General features: G+C 60.8%; 14 protein-coding genes. 1 reads left to right on the top strand and 13 read right to left on the bottom strand.

Translation table 11 applies throughout. The features are described from left to right. Positions 1-13: 13 nt before the first annotated feature. The 5 genes from B3H65_RS07210 to B3H65_RS07190 all read right to left on the bottom strand — a co-directional run bounded on the left by B3H65_RS07210 (position 14) and on the right by B3H65_RS07190 (position 5,008). Positions 14-757: a DUF3307 domain-containing protein gene (locus B3H65_RS07210; RefSeq protein ID WP_286684713.1), complete on the bottom strand. Its 744-nt coding sequence runs from the start codon at positions 755-757 to the stop codon at positions 14-16. After that, entirely contained in the window at positions 744-1,769 is a 1,026-nt protein-coding gene (locus tag B3H65_RS07205) for a SatD family protein (protein ID WP_286684712.1), read from the bottom strand. The genes B3H65_RS07210 and B3H65_RS07205 overlap by 14 nt, the downstream gene beginning before the upstream one ends. Positions 1,770-2,531: 762 nt before the next feature. Beyond that, a complete protein-coding gene (locus B3H65_RS07200) occupies positions 2,532-3,011 on the bottom strand; it encodes a YbaK/EbsC family protein (protein ID WP_286684711.1) in 480 nt (159 codons plus the stop codon). 284 nt (positions 3,012-3,295) lie between these two features. Beyond that, on the bottom strand, positions 3,296-3,781 hold the full coding sequence (locus B3H65_RS07195) for a DUF2798 domain-containing protein (protein WP_286684710.1): 486 nt from the start codon (positions 3,779-3,781) through the stop codon (positions 3,296-3,298). A 276-nt stretch (positions 3,782-4,057) separates the two neighbouring features. Next, a complete protein-coding gene (locus tag B3H65_RS07190) occupies positions 4,058-5,008 on the bottom strand; it encodes an ATP-binding protein (protein WP_286684709.1) in 951 nt (316 codons plus the stop codon). Positions 5,009-5,214: 206 nt separating this feature from the next. Here B3H65_RS07190 and B3H65_RS07185 point away from each other — a divergent pair, with 206 nt between their 5' ends. After that, complete coding sequence (locus B3H65_RS07185; RefSeq protein WP_286684708.1) at positions 5,215-6,225, top strand: polymer-forming cytoskeletal protein; 1,011 nt, start codon at positions 5,215-5,217, stop codon at positions 6,223-6,225. Positions 6,226-6,330: 105 nt separating this feature from the next. Here the strand turns inward: B3H65_RS07185 and B3H65_RS07180 are convergent, their stop codons facing one another. The 8 genes from B3H65_RS07180 to B3H65_RS07145 form a co-directional block, all read right to left on the bottom strand. Further along, the gene (locus tag B3H65_RS07180) at positions 6,331-6,753 is read right to left on the bottom strand and encodes a VanZ family protein (protein WP_286684707.1); all 423 of its coding nucleotides are present in this window, start codon (positions 6,751-6,753) and stop codon (positions 6,331-6,333) included. Positions 6,754-7,279: 526 nt separating this feature from the next. Further along, entirely contained in the window at positions 7,280-11,995 is a 4,716-nt protein-coding gene (locus tag B3H65_RS07175; protein ID WP_414630712.1) for an acyl-CoA dehydratase activase-related protein, read from the bottom strand. A 10-nt stretch (positions 11,996-12,005) separates the two neighbouring features. Then, positions 12,006-12,806: a TetR/AcrR family transcriptional regulator gene (locus tag B3H65_RS07170; RefSeq protein WP_286684706.1), complete on the bottom strand. Its 801-nt coding sequence runs from the start codon at positions 12,804-12,806 to the stop codon at positions 12,006-12,008. 163 nt (positions 12,807-12,969) lie between these two features. Next, on the bottom strand, positions 12,970-13,869 hold the full coding sequence (locus B3H65_RS07165; RefSeq protein ID WP_286684705.1) for an HAD-IIB family hydrolase: 900 nt from the start codon (positions 13,867-13,869) through the stop codon (positions 12,970-12,972). 664 nt (positions 13,870-14,533) lie between these two features. Beyond that, positions 14,534-15,346 carry a ZIP family metal transporter gene (locus B3H65_RS07160; protein ID WP_286684704.1) on the bottom strand — a complete coding sequence of 271 codons (813 nt, stop codon included), beginning with the start codon at positions 15,344-15,346 and terminating at the stop codon, positions 14,534-14,536. A gap of 81 nt (positions 15,347-15,427) precedes the next feature. Then, positions 15,428-15,847, bottom strand: coding sequence for a YbjN domain-containing protein (locus B3H65_RS07155; RefSeq protein ID WP_286684703.1), 420 nt, complete (start codon positions 15,845-15,847; stop codon positions 15,428-15,430). Positions 15,848-16,143: 296 nt separating this feature from the next. Further along, on the bottom strand, positions 16,144-17,724 hold the full coding sequence (locus B3H65_RS07150) for a UDP-glucose--hexose-1-phosphate uridylyltransferase (RefSeq protein ID WP_286684702.1): 1,581 nt from the start codon (positions 17,722-17,724) through the stop codon (positions 16,144-16,146). After that, the gene (locus B3H65_RS07145) at positions 17,715-18,932 is read right to left on the bottom strand and encodes a galactokinase (protein ID WP_286684701.1); all 1,218 of its coding nucleotides are present in this window, start codon (positions 18,930-18,932) and stop codon (positions 17,715-17,717) included. Before B3H65_RS07145 ends, B3H65_RS07150 begins: the two co-directional genes overlap by 10 nt. Positions 18,933-18,937 lie beyond the last annotated feature (5 nt).

Raw genomic sequence — 18,937 nt, 5'->3', positions numbered from 1 at the left:
ATGCATAAATGACTCACAGCACCATGGCCCAACGTACAAACAGCGGAAGAAATATTGCGGTCGCAACGCTCGCCAGCGTGCCTACCAGGTACACCTCCGCGAACGTTTTATCGTCCTTCAGCTTCTCGTATCGCGCGATGCTCTTCGCTGCCACCACAAACGCAATCGCATCGTACTGTCCCAGCAGGGTAAGTACGCCCACAATCGCACGCTCAAGCATTCCTATTGAACGCCCAGAATTGGCAGCATTCTTCCTAAATCCATCAGGAAAAGCCGCATCCCTTCGCAGAGAACCCAGCAGTAATTTGACTAACACGCATGCAGGTACAATGCAAAGAGCAAGCGAGGCGGTCCACACAAGCGTTTCGGCCCAATATGGCGAAAGCTCCCTTGAGGCATTCTTTGCCAAAAACACGCCCGCCACTACGCAACAACCCACATGTAGGGCCTGGTCCAGCAGAAAAGCCTGCACTTCCCCGTGAGTCATGCTCTTTATCCCCGGACGAATCATGAAGTCAATCACGCCATGCATTGCGGACAACACCATCCACGCCACCACAGCCAACACAAGAGGGCACCCCAAGAAAATAGCGATCGCTACTAATACAGGCGCCATGCCCAGTGCGTAGAAGACGCCGTGGCGCACCCTCTCGGCATAAGAGCGCTCTTTAGCGATCGCCATTTCATCGGATTGAAAGTAAAAATCCCCCACAACGTGCCCCAAAAGCAGCAGGCACAGCGTTTCACCCAAGCTCACCACCGGCTTCCTTCTCCCCCAAGAAACGTGCTGCCATTACAGCGGCAACACGCTCTTGATTTACCATCCCCCCATCCAACAGCCTATCGAGCGACTGCCTGGTGCGGCCAGCGCACGTTTCCATCCTATATGACAATCCCGACAATTGCGACGGCAGTTCAACCATCCCTGCCGAATTCAGCTTCGCAGCATCCACCGGACAAGGAGGCTCCGCCTTCCAGTTGTGAAGAATCGCGTGCCCATCTATTCGCTCGAGAGCAGCCAGCAGCACTTCCAACGCCCCCTGCACTTCTTTGCTTCCAAGGGCGTCCGCTTGGGCCGCCAGCGGAAAGAGCAACTCCACATGGCGCGCGAGTTCAGCTTGGCGCGCCGTCCTTGCAGATGCCAGCAGCAAGGGATAGTTAGCAATCACAGTTTGCTCTGGCATTGGAGTGGAAGATGAAATTGTAAAACCGTACAACCGGCTTTTCTTCGACGTAGCGATTGCATCGCGGGCATGATGATACGCAGTTCCATCTTGAACAGTAGACGGCGCCCCTTCGATCTTCATCTCCCAGCCGCCCATTCCCACGCCGCCCCGCAACTCGACGGGAGCCATAAGAAGGGATAGCTGTCGGAAATAGAGGAACGCGGCAGCAGCGTCAGCAAACAAGCCCTGCACCTCATCGCCTGCGCTAAAGACCACATCGCAAAGAAGATCACGACGAAACAGCCCGTTGAGATAAGCTATCGAAGCGGCAAGCAGGCGTTGCGCATCAACGCGTTTCTCGTCCTTCATTTTGCGAGAATCACGAACATCCACCATAAGAGCCGCACATTGTTGCATAGCCATTCCAAATAACTCGCAGTTTAATACGTCCTCATAATAGCACGCTTTTTCTGCACTATTTCTGATAGCACGTTTTTTCTTTGCTATTAAGATAGCTCTAGAATAAATGAGATGTCCAACAGTCTGAGCAATGGGTGATGGCGCACCCGCGTCAAGAGGTTGCACTTTATGACGAAAGGACATCTTCATTCCACGGTTACAGCTTGACGGAACAATCAAGGCCGGCGAAGAGTCGAGTTGGATCGAAAGCCAGAAGGCCCCTATGGTCGACAGAGCAAAATCCCTGGGACTTTACGAAGAAGCACAGCGAAATGCGAAGACCACCTTCGAGGGCCTCTTCGCGGGGATGCGATACCCGAGGGAGCCACTCTTGAAGTCAGATTCCAGCAGAAAGGTCAGTAAACATGAGTAAGAACAACAACGACGGGAGTTCCGGCGTACCAATCGCCGTAGCCATGATTGCCGCAATCATCATCCTCTACATAATGATCAACAGGATATTCTTCGCATAGCATCCTACAAAAAGATTCTTAAGGGCGCTTCGACAAGAAAGCGCTCTTTTTTGTCTCCCTGCTGTTTTTGGGCTTCGGTTGGACTTGGGGTCTCTGCTGAAAACAGCCTCCGTTTGCACCCGCTATCTACTTTTTGGGTCCAGTTGGACTTGACGACGCTGAAAACGAGCTCCAGTTAGACTTTGATCCAGCGGCCAGCGAGGAGCCGTCGCAAAAGCGCAGGATAGAAACCACGCGCACCAGGCGCCCGCCAATGCCAAGTCCAACTGGAGGCCATTTTCAGCATCCCGTGTGAACTGGACCTCATTTTTAGCAGAGCACCAAGTCCAACTGGAGGGCGTTTTCAGCAGCCGCCCCTATGAGGTCAAAGGAGCATAGCGCTTGGCATTGTTCCCGAAGAGAAATCAACCGATCTTCTTGAACATGGGAGCAGTTACTGCGCCATTTCTGGCAGCTTGCACACGTCGACCCACTCAACACAGCCGGATACGCGCTCTAGTTCCGCGGGCGTAAGGCGCACGGCGCTGTTGGAGCTTCCGCATGCGGGGTAGACGTATTCGAAACGACGGAGAGACTCGTCCAAATACACCGGCACGCCAATGTGCACGGCAAAGGGGCACACACCGCCAGGAGCGTGACCTACCAACTCTTCCACGCGATCTGCCGGGACCATCTTCGCCTTGATGTGGAACTTCGCCTTGAACTTGGAGCTGTTCACCTTCGCGTCGCCCGCCGAAACGATGAGGACCGCTGCATCGTCCACCAAAAACGAGAGCGTTTTGGCAATCTCTGCCTCGCTGGTCCCGGCCGCCTGGGCCGCCATCGCCACGGTGGCGGAAGACTGATCAAATACAATCACGCGATCTGCCAGCCCGTATTGTTCCAAATGCGCCTTTGCGGCCTCAAAAGACATTGCTCCCCCTTTTAGCGCGGGCGTTGTCGCCACGCCTTTTGCGCACACCCTTTTGCGCAGACGTCAGCAACGATTCTCCGCAAGCCGCGACAACAGCGTCCCGCCCCGATTGTTTTTCGACCATTATGACGTGATGTGAGAGGACCAGCTGGATCCGTAACGCGAATTTGACCTGCAGCGGGAATGAAAAAGGCCACCGTCTTTTGACGATGACCTTCTCCAGTCCCCGCCTCACTTAGAGTCCACAGGGCCTCATGCCGCGCTACGCATACCGTCCACCCACGCTAGGCAAGAACGGTGCCAACGGGGAACGCCCGGCGGAATACAAAGCGAGAAACGGGCCCCGCCACCAGCAGGTTCCACGGCAGCGCCATGATGAAGTTGGTGGGGATGTTGGAAATCCACATAAAGGGAATCGCGGCAAACTCTCCGGTTTGAGAAGCGACCTCGACCGCGCCGAACAGCGACATGATGATCACCATGGGCACAACCATGCAGCTGCTCACGGCCAGCGTCATGGCCAGCGGCGAGCTCTTGCCGGGCGTCACCAAAAAACGAAACGCAAAACCCTTGGCAAGCGGCGCGGCGACAAACCAGTCGGCGCACATGGCGAACACGTAGGCCACGGGGAATCCAAGCCACGCCTGCGCAACGGCGCCCATGGTAAGCGCCCCCTGATGCAGCGCCACGTTGTAGATGGACATCCAAAACACCATGGCAAAGCACATAATAAAGGTGAAGATCAAGCTTTCTCGTTTGTTGGTGGGCATCCCTTGTCCTTTCGTTTAGCGCCGCGCAGCCGCGGCAAATCGACCATCACGGCAACAAAAAAGGCGCCACCGATTCGCGCGGTGACGCCAACTGATACATTGAATATTGCAGCCGTGGGGAATACCCTATCAGATTTCGCGAACGCTTGTAAGCGAAGATGTTGTGGATATGGACGAGGAGCCTGACACCTGGCTGAGCCTGGCAGCAAGTCGAGTAGGAGCCGGACGGGCGCATGATCCAACATATGCTCATCCACCCGCCCCGTCAGAAAGACGCTACCACACCCCAGCCTCCCTGCGCAGGTAGTCCGCCAGATACGGCACGGCAAACCTAATGAGGCCCCAGCCGGCGGGCTCGATCGCCCCGGCATCGATCAAGCGCTTTCGGTACTTTTGCGCATAGTCCTGCGTAACGTTCATGCGCTCGGCAGTGGCAGAGATGCTGCTATCGCCTTCGTCCCGGGCCATCGCGCTGAGGAACTGAACGTCTCGAACCGATAGCGCGGCCAACAGCGTGCCGCAAACATCGTTCTCAAAATCCGCTCGCGCCGCCTCGACCGCCGCATCAATCATAGAGCCGCTTAGCTGCCCCTGGTCTGTTGCGCGCACCACCACATTGTGACCCAAGAGCTGCATGAGGTACGGAGACCCCATGCTCTCCTTTACTATGCGCTTTCGCTCGCCGTCCAAAATGCAGACGCCCAGTTCCTCAAACGCCCGCGCGTAATACGCGTCGACATCGCCCAGGGAAAGCGGCGGCAGGCTCACCTTACGCGCTCGGTTAAGAAACGTTAGGACCTTGTCGTTCAGCGTGGCGGAAACGGCGCCGGGAAGGCCGGCCATAACAAGCGCAACATTGAGACGCTCCCCCACCAGCTCTTGATAGAGCGAAACCAACTGACGTATTTCCTCTGAGTTCGCCTGCAGCTCATCGATCAAAATCAGCATGCCATGGCCTTCTGCCGTGAGCTTTCTAGCCAGCTGGGTGAGCTTGAACTGAGAAGACTTGCCTTCTTGAACCTCTCGTGTGAACTCTAATCCAGCGGAGAACCCATACGCGCCAATTGACGCGTTCGCAAGCCGAACGCTCTTGCTCCCCAGGTGCCTGCGGCCGTCTTGCTGTACTTTCTCAACAATTCGGTCGAGCATCCCCGATGACACGATGGTTGGGTGCGCCACCACATACCCCATGGCGGCCGCGCGGTCTGCAAGCTCCCATAGCAGCACCGTCTTGCCGTATCCCCTTTGGCCTGCAGTCGTTCAAGATGGCAAAGCTGTCGCTGCTGCCGTTTGGCGCGCGCGTAAACTAGGCGGTCGCCACCAGAATCGCGCCGAAGGCCAAAACCGCGCCCCCACCGCCTTGCGCCCTCGTCATACTGTGGATGAGGCAGATTCGCATCGCGCGCCCGCGCATCCACGTTCCGGGAGGCTCCATGCTGAGCGAAAACAAAGCAAAGCTCGTTAAGAAGTGCTATCTCGTTCCCAAGATCGCGCGATACTCCCTGCTATCGCTCTTCCCCACGGGCGCGGCGGCTATTTTGCTCGTAATGATCGACAACATCGCCCTGGGATCGAACGGACTTGGCGACCTGCAGCTCATAGCCATATCCTCCGTCATGATTGCCGAGGGAATCCTCACCATCGCCTGCGGCCTCTCGGCTAAAGCCACGCTGCGCAGCGAGCGCTGGGGAGCGATCGAACGCGAAACGCACGGCGGACCAGTGTGCCCGGATTCCGCAAGCGGGCTCAACGTCTTCGCGCTCATGGACCTTCTCGGCAGCTCGGCCGCCGCCATCGCACACAAACAAGACATCGCGCTGCCAAGGCAGGGCCGCGCCGCAGCAACCGTCTTTCTCGCGCCCATCTTGCTGCTCGTCCTCGCGTTTACCCCGCGCTTCATCGACTCGGCGGCACAGGCATCCTCCGCGCAAAACAGCGCAGCCCAGACCCTTTCCGCATTCCAAAACGCTCTGGAGCCCGGCGTCTCCTACGTCATGGCCGACGACCCCCTTGAGCGCCGACAGGACAGCGGCTACCAGGTCAGCGGCAACGTCACCGACCAAGATGGAGACATCGTCGCCCGTATATCCATCGAAACGGATTCTCAGGGCGCGGTGGACGGCGTAGTCTACACCGCAAGTGTCGATATCGAAAGGACCGCACAGGATAATTTGGCGTTTGCGGACGAGAATATCGACCGCCTCTATGAGCTTATCGCCGACGTCGATGCGCCCCAAGTCGCCGCAGGTCTGTTCAACAAACCCCAGCTACCCGCAGAGTTTCGCGAATCCTTTCTTGCAGGCGACTACTACACCCCGCTTGATGTCGACTTGGACAACACCGGGGACCTGCGCGCATGGGCAACGTTCTCAACTGATTCGCGCGATGAGTTTGACGAGTACAGCTCGCCAAGGATCAGCATCTTCCTGCAGGCGAACCGCTAACGACAAAAGCCTCTCGGCGCCGGGCACATTTACACCGACGTCGAGAGGCTTAATGGAAAACAGAGCAGGCAGACTCCCAAGCAAGCTCTTTGCCTTGCACCCTCGCTAACCCCTATCTGGCGCCAGCCCGTTGCCCTTGCTGCCCGAGGAAACGCGAACCATGAGCGCCGTGAGAACAAGGCCCGCAACGCTTCCCAGCACCTGAAGCATCATGTCGTCCACATCGACGACAAAGCTGGGGAAGCCGGTGGCAAGATCGATGACCAACTGCAGCGACTCAATGAGAATCGCAATCGCAAGCGCCCATACCACCGCTTTCTTCATCGAGCGCGTATACGCAAATGCCAGCAACGGAAGCGGAACAAACGCCAAAAGCGTTCCCCAAATGGAAAGTTGGCCGGCGGTCGATATGGTTGCGAACGGCGTTAACTGCAAGATAGAACCCAACGGGATATCTGATGCAACCAGGGATTTAGGACGAATGAATAGAGCGTAAATAAGGATCGCATAGAGGGCGGTTGCCCCCATCAACGCCACCGTTCGAGGGGCTGCGGCGCCGCTTTTCGAGCAAGCTTGTACGCAATCGCAAGACCCACGGTAAGGAATAACGCGGCGATGAGGATGCCCTGGAACGGCATTTGTGTAACGAATGCAGGCATGTTCCCTCCTATACAGCAAGCAAAATGATTGATTCCGTACACGATTGATGAATACGTAAACGAATAGCTGCGGACATTGGAACGAAGCAGGGTCTTTTCGTTCTTGACCTACGTCCTCCGACACCTCCGTTTCTCCCTCGCATATACTTGACTTCGCCTATTTATATGATGGCGATAACCATATGTATTAAGTCAGGAAGTCAGGGTCGATCCGCCTCTTTTGCCGGGCTGCAACAAAAGCCCCCGGCACAGCAGTTCAAAGCTGCGATGCCGGGGGCGGGGGCTTAGTGCCGTGCGAACGAAGCGTTGTACGAGCGGGGCGCTCGGCAGCGTATGGACGAGGACGGTCCGCAAAGGTTACATCGCAGCCGCCCGTCCTCGTCCAAAAACGCGCGCTACTTCTTATGGCGCTTGAGGCCGCGGCCAAGACGGCGTGCGGTCGCCTCGACCTCTGCCTCGTGCGCGGCGACCTCCGCCGGCGTGGTGAAGTGGTGCGGACGGAACTTGCTATCGACCGCGTCCATCTCAAGCGGGTGGACGGGCTCCATCACAAAGCCTTTGCCCGCGCGCAGGTTCTCCTTGGCCACGGAGATCATGAGCTTGATACGGTTGAGCTGGTTGACCTCCGAGGCGCCGGGGTCGTAGTCCACCGCCACGATGTTGCTCTCCGGGTGCTGGCGGCGCAGCTCCTTGATGACCGCCTTGCCCACCACGTGGTTGGGCAGGCAGGCGAACGGCTGGGTGCAGATGATGTTGGGCGCGCCGTGGTCGATGAGGTCGAGCATCTCTGCCGTGAGCAGCCAGCCCTCGCCCATGTTGTTGCACAGCGACAGCACCTGCGTGGCCTTTTGCGCCATAACGGAGATGGGTTCGGGGCGCTCGAAGCGCTCGCTTTGCTCGAGCATCTCCTCAACCGGCCTGCGCATCCAATCGACCATGCCAATGGCGGCGTCCATGCCGGCGCGCGTTACCGCGGAGCTGCCAAGCTCGTTTTTCTGCACGGTGGCGTTGCTCATGGAGTAGAGGAAGAAGTCCAGAAGACCCGGGACTACAGCCTCGCAGCCCTCGGCCTCGATGACGTCGACAACGTGGTTGTTTGCCGTGGGGTGGAACTTGACCAGGATCTCGCCCACTACGCCCACGCGTGGCTTGGTGCCCTCGCCCACCAGCGGCATGGTGTCGAACGCACGGATCGCCTCACGCGACAGCTTGGTGAAGTTGCGGCGGTTGAAAGCGGGCGCCAGTTTGCGCGCACGGTCCATGAACTGCTCGAACAGCTGGTTGGCAGCGCCCGGCGTGGCCTCATACGGACGGCAGCGGTAGAGCATCTGCATCATGACATCGCCAAACAGCACGCTGTAGACGGCGGCTTTAAGCATGGTGGGCGTCAACTTGAAACCGGGGTTGTCCTCGTCCAACTTGACCGCGGAAAGCGAGATGACCGGGATGTCCGCATGTCCGGAGTCGCGCAGGGCCTTGCGGATGAGGGCGATGTAGTTGGTGGCACGGCAGCCGCCGCCGGTCTGGGTGATGACCACGGCGGTCTTGGAGAGGTCGTAGCGGCCGCTCTCGATGGCCTCCATGATCTGGCCCGTGACCAGGATGGACGGGTAGCAGATGTCGTTGTTGACGTAGCGCAGGCCCGCCTCCACGGCGCCGCGGTCGGTGGAGGGCAGAAGCTCCAGGTTGTAGCCGGACGCGCGGAATACCTCTTTGATAAGGTCGAAGTGGATGGGCGCCATCTGCGGGCACAGGATGGTGTAGCCGGCGTCCTTCATCTCCTGGGTGAAGCTCACCTTGGGGAACGCCGCGGACTTGGACGCGCGCTGGGCCTCCAGGGCGTACTTATGCGTGGCGAACACCGGCTGATCCGCGGAGGGTTCAACCGGGCTGGCGGCGCCAACCTGGAACTCCTCGCCCGCGGCGGCAGCCTCCGCGGCACGCTCCGCCGCCTGGTCCTTGAGCGCGGCCATGAGCGAGCGGATGCGGATGCGCGCGGCGCCAAGGTTTGAGACCTCGTCGATCTTGAGCACGGTGTAGATCTTACCGGACGCCTCCAGGATCTCCTGCACCTGGTCGGTGGTGAGGGCGTCCAGGCCGCAGCCAAAGGAGTTCATCTGCACCAGGTCGAGGTCGTTGCGCATGGTGACAAAGCGCGCGGCGGCGTACAGGCGGCTATGGAACATCCACTGGTCGACCACGCGGATGGGGCGCTCGGGCTTCACCAGGTGCGCCACGGAGTCCTCGGTAAGGACCGCGAAGCCAAAGGAAGTGATCAACTCGGGCAGGGCATGGTTGATTTCCGGGTCGTTATGGTAGGGGCGGCCGGCGAGCACGATGCCGTGTCCGCCGTTGTCCTCGATCCACTTCACGGCCTCCTCGCCCATGGTCTGGATCTGCTGGTGGAAGCGAGCATCCTCCTCATAGGCGGCGTTGACGGCGGCATCGATCTCCGTACGGGTGATCTTGGGGCCGCGAACGCGGCCGCGGCCCGCCTGGGCGTCTGCCACGCGCTCCACGGCGATCAGCTCGTAGAGGCGGCGCTTGAGCTCGATCTTGTCATGGTAAGGCACAAAGGGGTACATGAACTCGACGTGCTTCTCGGAGATCTCGTCGATGTTCAGGCCCAGCGCCGTGGGGTAGCTCATAACGATGGGGCAGTTATAGCAGTTGCCCGCGGTGGGATCCTCCTTGCGCTCCCAGCGCACGCAGGGCATCCAGATAAAGTCCGGGTCCTTGTCGATAAGGTTCATGATGTGGCCATGGCTGAGCTTAGCCGGATAGCACACGGACTCGCTGGGCATGGACTCGATGCCGGCCTCGTAGGTCTGCTTGGTCGAGTTGTCCGAAAGCACCACGGAGAAGCCCAACTTGGTGAAGAACGTGTGCCAGAACGGGTAGTTCTCGTACATGTTGAGCGCGCGGGGAATGCCCACGGTGCCGCGCGGCGCGGCGTCCGGGTCAAGCGACTCGCGATCGAACAGCAGGGCGTTTTTCTGGGCGAAGACGTTGGGCGCCTCGGTCTTGTTGGAGCGATGGCCCGCGCCCTTTTCGCAGCGGTTGCCCGTGATGAAGCGACGGCCGCCGCCAAAGTCGTTGATGGTGAGCTGGCAGTTGTTGGAGCAGCGGCCGCAGCGCGCGTGGCGCTGGGTCACCGTGAGCGACGCGACCTGGTCCGCAGACAGGATGTTTGAGATGCCGTCCGCCCCAGCGCGGTCGCGTGCCAGCAGGGCGGCTCCGTAGGCGCCCATGCAGCCGGCGATGTCCGGGCGCACCGCGTTGACACCGGTGAGCTGCTCAAACGCGCGCAGCGTGGCGTCCGACATAAACGTGCCGCCCTGGACGATGACCTGCGTGCCGATCTCTTTGGGGTCGCGCAGCTTGATGACCTTGAACAGCGCGTTCTTGATAACGGAGTAGGACAGGCCCGCAGCGATGTCGCCCACGGTGGCCCCCTCTTTTTGAGCCTGCTTGACGCGGCTGTTCATAAAGACCGTGCAGCGGCTGCCAAGGTCGACCGGCGCCTTGGCCTCGATGGCCGCCTGGGCGAACGCGCGCACGTCCATGTTCATGGAGACCGCGAAGCTCTCGATGAAGCTGCCGCAACCGCTGGAGCAGGCCTCGTTGAGCATGATGTGCTCGATGACGCCGTCGCGCACGCGCAGGCACTTCATGTCCTGGCCGCCGATGTCCAGGATGAACTCCACGCCCGGCAGAAACGCGCGGCTGCCGCGCAGGTGGGCGACGGTCTCGATCTCGCCGGAGTCGGCCTTGAGGGCCTCGATGAGCAGCGCCTCGCCGTAGCCGGTGGTGGTGACGTGGCCAATGCGCGCGCCGGCGGGGATGTGCCGGTAGAAATCGGCCATGATCACCTTGGCGGTACCCAGGATGTCGCCGTTGTTGTTGCCGTACCAGGTATGCAGCAGCTGGCCGTCCTCGCCCACCATCGCGGCCTTCATGGTGGTGGAGCCGGCGTCGATGCCGATGAAGACGCGCTCGCCGGCATAGCTGGCGGGATCGCCCTTGGGAACGACCTCCTTGTTGTGGCGCTCCTTGAACTCGGCGTACTCGTCCACGCTCGCAAACAGCGGGGAGAGGCGCTCGACCTCCGCGCCCTGGGTGTCGCCCAGCGCGTCGATAGCGGTGATGAGCTCGCCAAACGTGGACAGCTTGGTGGACTCGTGCGCCATGGCGGCGCCGGACGCCACAAAGAGGTGGGCGTTGTCGGGGACGATGCGGTGCTCCTCGTCCAAATCAAGCGTGATGTAGAAGCGGCGGCGCAGCTCGGAGAGGTACTGCAGCGGTCCGCCCAAAAAGGCGACGTAGCCGCGGATGGGACGGCCGCACGCCAGGCCGGAGATGGTCTGGGTCACCACGGCCTGGAAGATGGACGCGGCGACGTCCTCCGGACGGGCGCCCTCGTTGAGCAGGGGCTGCACGTCCGTCTTGGCGAACACGCCGCAGCGGCTGGCTATGGGGTAGATGGTGGTCGCGTCGGCGGCGAGCCTGTTGAGGCCCGCGGCGTCCGTGTGCAGCAGGGTGGCCATCTGGTCGATGAAGGCGCCGGTGCCGCCCGCGCAGGTGCCGTTCATGCGCTGCTCGATGCCCGAATCGAAGTAGATGATCTTGGCGTCCTCGCCGCCCAGTTCGATGGCGACGTCGGTCTGCGGGATGAGGGTCTCCACGGCGCGCTTGGAGGCGATGACCTCCTGGACAAACTCCAGATCCAACCACTGCGAGAGCAGAAGCCCGCCCGAACCGGTGATGGCGCAGGTCATGCGGGCATCTCCCAGCACGCCGGCGGCGCCCGCAAACAGGTCGCGAGCGCAGGCGCGCACGTCGGTGTGGTGGCGCTGGTACTTGGCGTAGACGATCTGGTTGGCGTCGTTGAGCACGGCGAGCTTGACCGTGGTCGACCCCACGTCTATGCCCAGGTGCAGATCGCCCGTGGCGTTTTGCGGATTGTAGATGGCGCCCTCCGGAACGACCGGGGCCTGCGGGCACGCGGGCGCGGACTGAAGCGCACCCGCCATCGCGTCGGCCGCATCCCGCACGGCCTGGTCCATAGCTACGGACTCGACCACGGTATTCTCTACTTCTTGGTTACTCATAGCTCTCCCCCTAGATGGTGTCTTTGGCGTCCGCTTTCGATCGCGGCTCGACGCCTGATGATGAAAGCGACGATGCCTGCAGACCGACGTTTGACGCAGCGAGAACCTCCAGCACGCTGCGTAAGTCCCGCGCGGCGCTTTTTCCTAGCAGCTTCATGCCGTACTCCGGCACGTTGATGTCGATGGGTTTGCCGTACAGGTCGCCGGGACGGACGAATGCGATCACGGTCATGATGCGCGCCATGGTCTCCGGGGCCTCCTTGAGACCCGTTTGGAACCAGCGCTTGATAACGCCCAGCTCGGACGTGATAACGGAATCGAGGTAATAATCGAAGAACGTGCCCAGCGCATCCGGGAAGATGCCCGTCTCCATTCGATGCCTCACGCAAGCGCGCACCAGGTCGAGCAGCTTCTCGATAAACGCCGGGTCGCCGCCGGGGCCCAACAGAGCGCCGATGAGCTCTCCATCTTTCTTGAGATAGGACAGCAGCTCCACCGAACCCGACGCCGGCTCCAGCTCATGTATGTTGCGATACAGATCATCCAGCGTGGAGGCGGAGATGGCGAGCACATGGCGCCCCACCTCGTCCAAAATGGAAGCTTCTACCTGCTCGATGAAGTCTGGGATGTCTTTGTAATGGCTGTAAAACGTGCGGCGCGTGAGGCCCGCGCAATCCGTGAGACCGGCGACGGTGACGCTAGAAAGGTCGCCCGTCGCCCCGATCTCCCGCGCGAGCGCTTGGCGCAGCAGGCGCTGGGAGCGGAGACTGCGACGGTCGCATTTTTGTTCGGTCACGGCCTCTTTCGACACTGGCCCTCCTTGGCTTGAGGGGGCCGTGGTTGTAACGCGGCCCGATATTACTCTCTCCGAGCATTATTGCACACGGTGTGCATAATTGAACGAATGTGGAGGAGCACTTACAGAAACCTGACAACCATCAATCATTTGTCTACAGAAGGGCTGCAGACGGGAATTATTCGATTCGAACGTAGCCGGAGCCCTTGCCTGCGTCCGCATTGGAAGAAGCAACGCTCCCCTGTTCGCGGACCGTCTTGACCATGTGGCGCGGCACGGCATGAAACGCGCAGCTACCGATGACGTTGCCCGCGGCGTGCTTGGCGGCATCGCTTCCGTTGCTGGTGGCGTAAGCGTGCGTAAAGCGTTGGAGCATGGCGATGTCGTTGCCACCGTCGCCGTAGACGGCCACTTCGTCCGCGGAATAACCAAAATAGGAAGCCAGCCATGCAAGCGCCGCGCCCTTGTCGACGCCGACGTTGGTGATCTCGAACATGACGGGGCTAAAGGGGGCGTTTACCACCTTGTCAGCGTGGCCGGAAAGGAAATCCTTGAGCTCGCTATCGAGCGAGGGGTCGCTCACGCGGGCGTTGATTTTGCAGATGCTGTGGGAAAGCACGTCAGAGACGCTTTGGTTGTGGATGCAATCCGCCTGCATTTGGCGGCGGCGAATACGCATGGCGGCCATCTTCACCTTCTCGATAGCGCCCGTGGCGACAAATCCGGCGAGCTGGTCTTGCGGGCTACCGGTGACATACGTGCGATCCAGGCCCACGCACTCGAAGCAGACCTGCGGGAATGTGCGGAGCATTTCCTCGAGCACCCCTTTGTCCACATCGCTATGGTAGATGGTGTTGCCATCGCGATCCAAAATGATGGACCCGTTGGAACACACCGCCTCTATGTCAACGCCGTGAAAACCAAAGTCATTGGGGCTGCGCATGGTGCGGCCGGTGGCGACGGCGAAATGCGCGCCGCTTTTAGTAACCGTTCGCAGAGCGGACACGATGACGGGGTCGACCATATGGGTTGCGTTGAGCAGGGTTCCATCCAGGTCGCTCGCAAACAGCTTGATCATTCGTTCTCCCTCTTCCAAGGCCCCTTGTGCGTGTCATACGTTGCGGCGGGCGTCTTACATCAGCGCCCGCTGCGCGCTCACGTATCTCGAAACGTTAGCAGATTGGCCCGTGGTTAGACAGGTCGTACGCATCCTTGACGAAAAGCGCGGCGGCGAGGGCATGGGCACGGCGTGCGCACGGGGACGATGCGGGCATAACGCGACGCAAGGGCACCGCGTTTGCCAAAATGCATAACGGCCACCATGCATCCTGCGCGTCTGTCAAGCCCTTGCATAAGAATTGAACGCCGCAAAACCGTGCCGCTTTGAAATGGTCACTGAGGGCCACGAGGTGGGTAAGAACCGGCTAACCCAGCGCCCGCTCCCCTTGCGAAACGCCTCTATCAACCACGTTATGAACGCGCTAGGCCACTTTATTGATACAGATGTCTCCATATTTCGGCTTAAAAAGGCCCCTCTTCGGCAAAGGAGGCGCGGCAGCCCGCACCTCCTCTGCATTCTTCTTCTCTTTCTGCGGCCAAACGGCCCAAATCGCTTTATACATGGCTTGAAAATCCCCGCTTGGAGCGGTTCAACTGCCATCCCGATCGGGCACGGTTTCAATCTACCGGCCAATAGCTACCACCCGTAGGCTAAACATGCGAATCCGCGATCGCAAAGCCCCCTAGCCCAGGGCAACGTCCAGGACCATCATGAGAACAAAGCCCGCGATGACGCCCAGCGTGCCCACGTTGGAGTGCTCTCCCAGGTGCGCCTCCGGAATAAGCTCCTCGACAACCACGTAGATCATGGCTCCAGCGGCAAATGCCAGCATCCAGGGCATAAACGGCGTGATCCAGCCGGAGACCAGAACCACCGCGATGCCAAAGATGGGCTCTACGATGCCGGAAAGGCTGCCCATGGCAAACGCCTTGACGCGGCTCATGCCCTCGCGCGCAAGGGGCAGCGAAACCGCGGCGCCCTCGGGAAAGTTCTGCAAGCCCATACCCAGCGCGAGCGCAAATGCCATGCCAAGGTAGGCGTCCGCAGCGGCACCGGAGGCCTGGGCCGCCATGGCAAACAGCAGGCCAACGCTCATGCCCTCGGGGATGTTATGGAGCGTGACGGCGGAGACCAGCAACGTGGTTCGCTTCCAGCTGGTCTGGATGCCCTCCGGCTGGTCCTCCTCGGGATGCAGGTGGGGCAAGAACGTATCGAGCGCGAGCAGAAAGGCCACGCCCAGCAAAAAGCCGCCGGCAGCGGGGATCCACCCTATCTGACCCAGCTCCTCCGCCTGCTCGATAGCAGGATTGAGCAGCGACCACACGGACGCCGCGATCATGACGCCCGCCGCAAAACCCAAGAAGATATGATGCATAAGCTTGCGGTCGCTTCTAAAGAAGAAGACCATGGCCGCACCCGCGGTAGTCATAAGCCAGGTAAACCCGCAGCCCAGCGCCGCCCACAGCAACGCCTGGCCAATATTCGCAGATAACATAACGCCTCCAAGCAAAAACGAGTAGAAACAGCAAGAACAGGTCTCCGGGCACCCGCGGACCCCGTAGCAAGTAAGGTGCCCTTACGCCAGCACGCGAAGCAGCCTGGGGTAGACTTCATCGAGCGTATCGAACATGCGGCCCATCGCCGCGATGCCAAACAGCCCCGCCACCTCGGGAATCATGAACACGTCGGACGAACAGGCAATGCGCCCGTCGTCTTCCACAACAAACGTAATCCAACGATACGACCCGTTCAGCGCATTGACCAGCTCGAGCGCCTGCGCGCGAAGTCCCGGCGCCACGCGCCCCAGCTCCTCGACCTCCAGGTGCGCGCCGCGATCGTTCACGCGAAACAAGATCACGGTCGCAGGCAGGCTGGCGCCCGACCATCCAACGCGGATGGTGTCGATGAGGTTTTCATCATCCAGCGGCGTATCGCTTCGATGCTCAATACCCGCCTCACGCATGCTCTGCATGAGCTGGATAGAGTTTTGATACATAGCTGCCCCCTACTCGACCGCGCCATCCACCAGCGCGCCCACAACCGCATTCGCCCGGCCGCACCGTTAAAGACGGCGGGCGCGGCGCCAAATGCGCTCGGAAGCGCCCTTGGCAAGCGCGGCTCCCTATTCATTCAACGCCCTATCCTACACTAGTTTTCATTTTTTGGACGAGAATAGTTTCCCATAGCTAACCACAAACCCCGTTGCGCATATTCGCTAGCGCAACGGGGTCAACCTCAACTATTCAGCTGTTCTTCGCCAACGCGTTCGGCAGTAACTGGATCACGCGCGGCTTACAGGCGACTCAAGAAACGTTCCAGCCCGGCGCGGCCGGCGTCGTCCCATTTATACACGCCCGCGTCCTCGAGCACCCGGCCAAAGACCAGGCCGACCTCATCACGCAAAACGTGCCCGGCGTCGCTTTGAGCAAGGGCGGGGTGCTTCTGCGCAACCTCCACTGCCCAAGCTGCATGGGACGCAGACAGCTCATCCGCTTCCAAGTCAGCGCGCAGCTCTTCCGGCCCGGCGCCGCGCGACTGAGCGGCAAGCAGGAGCTCTTGGGTGCGAGACAACTCGTCCACTAGGCGCGGGGGCAAAATCGCAAGGCCCATGACCTCGATGAGGCCAATGTTCTCCTTCTTGATATGATGCTTGTCCGCATGCGGGTGAAAGACGCCCAGCGGATGCCCAGCCGTTGTCACGTTGCACCTCAACGCCAGGTAGACCGTGTAGGCATCGCCCTCCTTGGCCACCACGGGCGTGACCGTGTTATGGCGAGTGCCGTCAGCGTCATGCGAGATGACACCGCACTCCACGTCATCATGGTCGCGCCACACGTCGAGCACGCGGGTCGCCGCGTCGAGCACGGAATCGCGCGAGGAGCTCGAGAGCTTGAGCACGCTCAGCGGCCACACCAGCACCTCTGCGCGCACATCGCTAAAACCAGAGATCTCGAAAACGCGCTCAACCTTGGCGCGCATCATGGGAAACACATGGCGGCCGCCCTGGAAGTGGTCATGGGTGAGAATGGAGCCGCCCACAATAGGCAGGTCCGCGTTGGAACCCACAAAGTAGTGCGGCAAGGCGTCGACAAAGTCGAGCAGGCGCGACATGTTCTCGCGATCAACATGCATGGGCCGGTGCTCCGCGCTCATGGCGATGCAGTGCTCTTCAAAGTACGCATACGGGCTATATTGCAGGCCCCAGCGCTCTCCCCCCAGCTCGATGGGAACAATTCGCAGGTTCTGGCGGGCCGGGTGCGCGCCCAGCGCGCTCGCGGCGGCGCGACCCGCATACCCTTCGTTGCTCATGCACAGCTGGCAGGCGGGATACGGCTCAACATCTGCGGGACAAGAAAGGGCTGCGGCGATATCGCGTGGATCCTTTTCCGGCTTGGAGAGGTTGATGGTGATCTCAAGGTCGCCCCACCTTGTGGGCGTGGTCCAGGCGATATTGCGCGCGATAGCGCTGCGGCGGACGTAGCCCGCATCGCAGCACAGACGGTAGAACCAGTCGGTAGCGGTGGCGGAGCCGGCCTGCGAGCGGCGCGCAAACTCTGCGGCGACCTGCGAGGGACGCGGCATCAAGCGGCCCATAACCGCCATAGCCGCGCGGTCGCGGCCGCCGGATGAGTCCTCAAAGCGACCGGCGTCAACGGCGGCATCGGCCAAAACCGCCAGCGTCGCGTCCAGGTCAAAAGCGTCGGGATCACACTCGTCAACGCCGATCTCCCACGCGTGGTCGGGCGCGACCGCCTCGATGCCGCATGCATCAAGCAGCTCGTTGTACGCCCAGCGGCGATCGGCCTCCTCGATCAGTCCGCAGCGAATCGCATAAGAGATAAGAGCCTGTGCGGCGGCCTTGATTACATCCATGTCGCGCACGCGCCTTCCTCGGTAATGGAATACTTACGGCACGACCCCTCGCCCAGCCACGTGTCCATGCGGGCGATGAACTCGTCCACCAAATCAAGCGGGACAAAGCACTGGATCGAGCCGCCAAAGCCGCCGCCGTGAATACGGGCCGCCCCGCGACCATCCAAGATGCGCTCGGCCAGGCCCAATGCCAACATGGCGTGCTGCTCGCGCACGTCGCCAACGGTTGCGGACACGTTTTGCAAGAACATGGCGGAGCTGGCACCGGATGCGCGCGTGTGGACGAGGAAGGATTCGATGTCCCCGGCGGCCAGGTCTTCCCAGCGCTTATCGACCAAGCCGTTCTCATACCAATAGTGGATAGCGCGCAGGACCGCGCGGTCACCGTACTTTTCGCGCAGCTGGGGAACGGCGGCGTCGAAGACGGCGGGGTCGACCTCGCATAGGCGCTTGCAGCCGAACTCTCCCGCAATCGCCTGCATCTCATCCGGAATCGCGGCGTACTCAAACGTGAGGTCGGCGTGGTCGGACCCCACCTTGACCAGGCACAGCGCGTAACCCGACTTATCGAAATCGAAATCGAGCTTGGCGGTCTTGGGCTCGCTGGGAACCTCGAAGTCCATGTAGGCGAGCCCGCCCAGGCAAACGGCGGCCTGGTCCATAAGGCCGCAGGGCTTGCCAAAGTAGCGGTTCTCTGCAAACTGGCCCATCTTGGCCAGCTCGACGGGGTCGATGGAGGGACCCTCCCACAGCGCCTCCATGGCGCGGCCGTACGCGGCCTCGACCGCGGCCGAGCTGGAAAGACCGCCGCCGGCGGGAACGGTGCAGATAGAGGCGAAATCAAAGCCCGCCGGCGTGCGCCCGGTCCGGGCCAACTCGAACGCCATGCCGCGGACCAGCGCGGCAGTGGTCTCGCGCTCGTCCTCGCGTACAGACAGGTCGCTCAGGTCGACCTCTACCAGAGGAAAGTTGGCGTCGATTACGCGCACCACGTTGGTTCCGTTAGCAACGGCCACGCCGTCCACGGCGACATCGAGCGCGCCGGCAATAACGTGGCCCCCCTCATGGTCGGTATGGTTGCCGGAGATTTCAGAGCGGCCGGGCGCGTGGACCGCCAAGACCTTTGCGTTGGACGAGATCTCGCCGAACGTCTTCTCAAACAGCTCGCGCGCCGCGGCAAGGGCGGCTTGGTTGTTAGTTGCTGGCATGGACT

It is taken from the genome of Collinsella sp. UBA1693 (assembly GCF_002320115.1).
GTDB lineage: Bacteria > Actinomycetota > Coriobacteriia > Coriobacteriales > Coriobacteriaceae > Collinsella > Collinsella tanakaei.
The sequence above is the reverse complement of the archived record's forward strand: the minus strand, read 5'-3'. Positions and strand labels throughout refer to the sequence as shown.

Coding starts and splice junctions, on each gene's coding strand:
- B3H65_RS07205 (WP_286684712.1), bottom strand. CDS start 1,769: ATGTCCTTTCGTCATAAAGTGCAACCTCTTGACGCGGGTGCGCCATCA.
- B3H65_RS07200 (WP_286684711.1), bottom strand. CDS start 3,011: ATGTCTTTTGAGGCCGCAAAGGCGCATTTGGAACAATACGGGCTGGCA.
- B3H65_RS07195 (WP_286684710.1), bottom strand. CDS start 3,781: ATGCCCACCAACAAACGAGAAAGCTTGATCTTCACCTTTATTATGTGC.
- B3H65_RS07185 (WP_286684708.1), top strand. CDS start 5,215: ATGCTGAGCGAAAACAAAGCAAAGCTCGTTAAGAAGTGCTATCTCGTT.
- B3H65_RS07180 (WP_286684707.1), bottom strand. CDS start 6,753: ATGGGGGCAACCGCCCTCTATGCGATCCTTATTTACGCTCTATTCATT.
- B3H65_RS07175 (WP_414630712.1), bottom strand. CDS start 11,995: ATGAGTAACCAAGAAGTAGAGAATACCGTGGTCGAGTCCGTAGCTATG.
- B3H65_RS07165 (WP_286684705.1), bottom strand. CDS start 13,869: ATGATCAAGCTGTTTGCGAGCGACCTGGATGGAACCCTGCTCAACGCA.
- B3H65_RS07160 (WP_286684704.1), bottom strand. CDS start 15,346: ATGTTATCTGCGAATATTGGCCAGGCGTTGCTGTGGGCGGCGCTGGGC.
- B3H65_RS07155 (WP_286684703.1), bottom strand. CDS start 15,847: ATGTATCAAAACTCTATCCAGCTCATGCAGAGCATGCGTGAGGCGGGT.
- B3H65_RS07150 (WP_286684702.1), bottom strand. CDS start 17,724: ATGGATGTAATCAAGGCCGCCGCACAGGCTCTTATCTCTTATGCGATT.
- B3H65_RS07145 (WP_286684701.1), bottom strand. CDS start 18,932: ATGCCAGCAACTAACAACCAAGCCGCCCTTGCCGCGGCGCGCGAGCTG.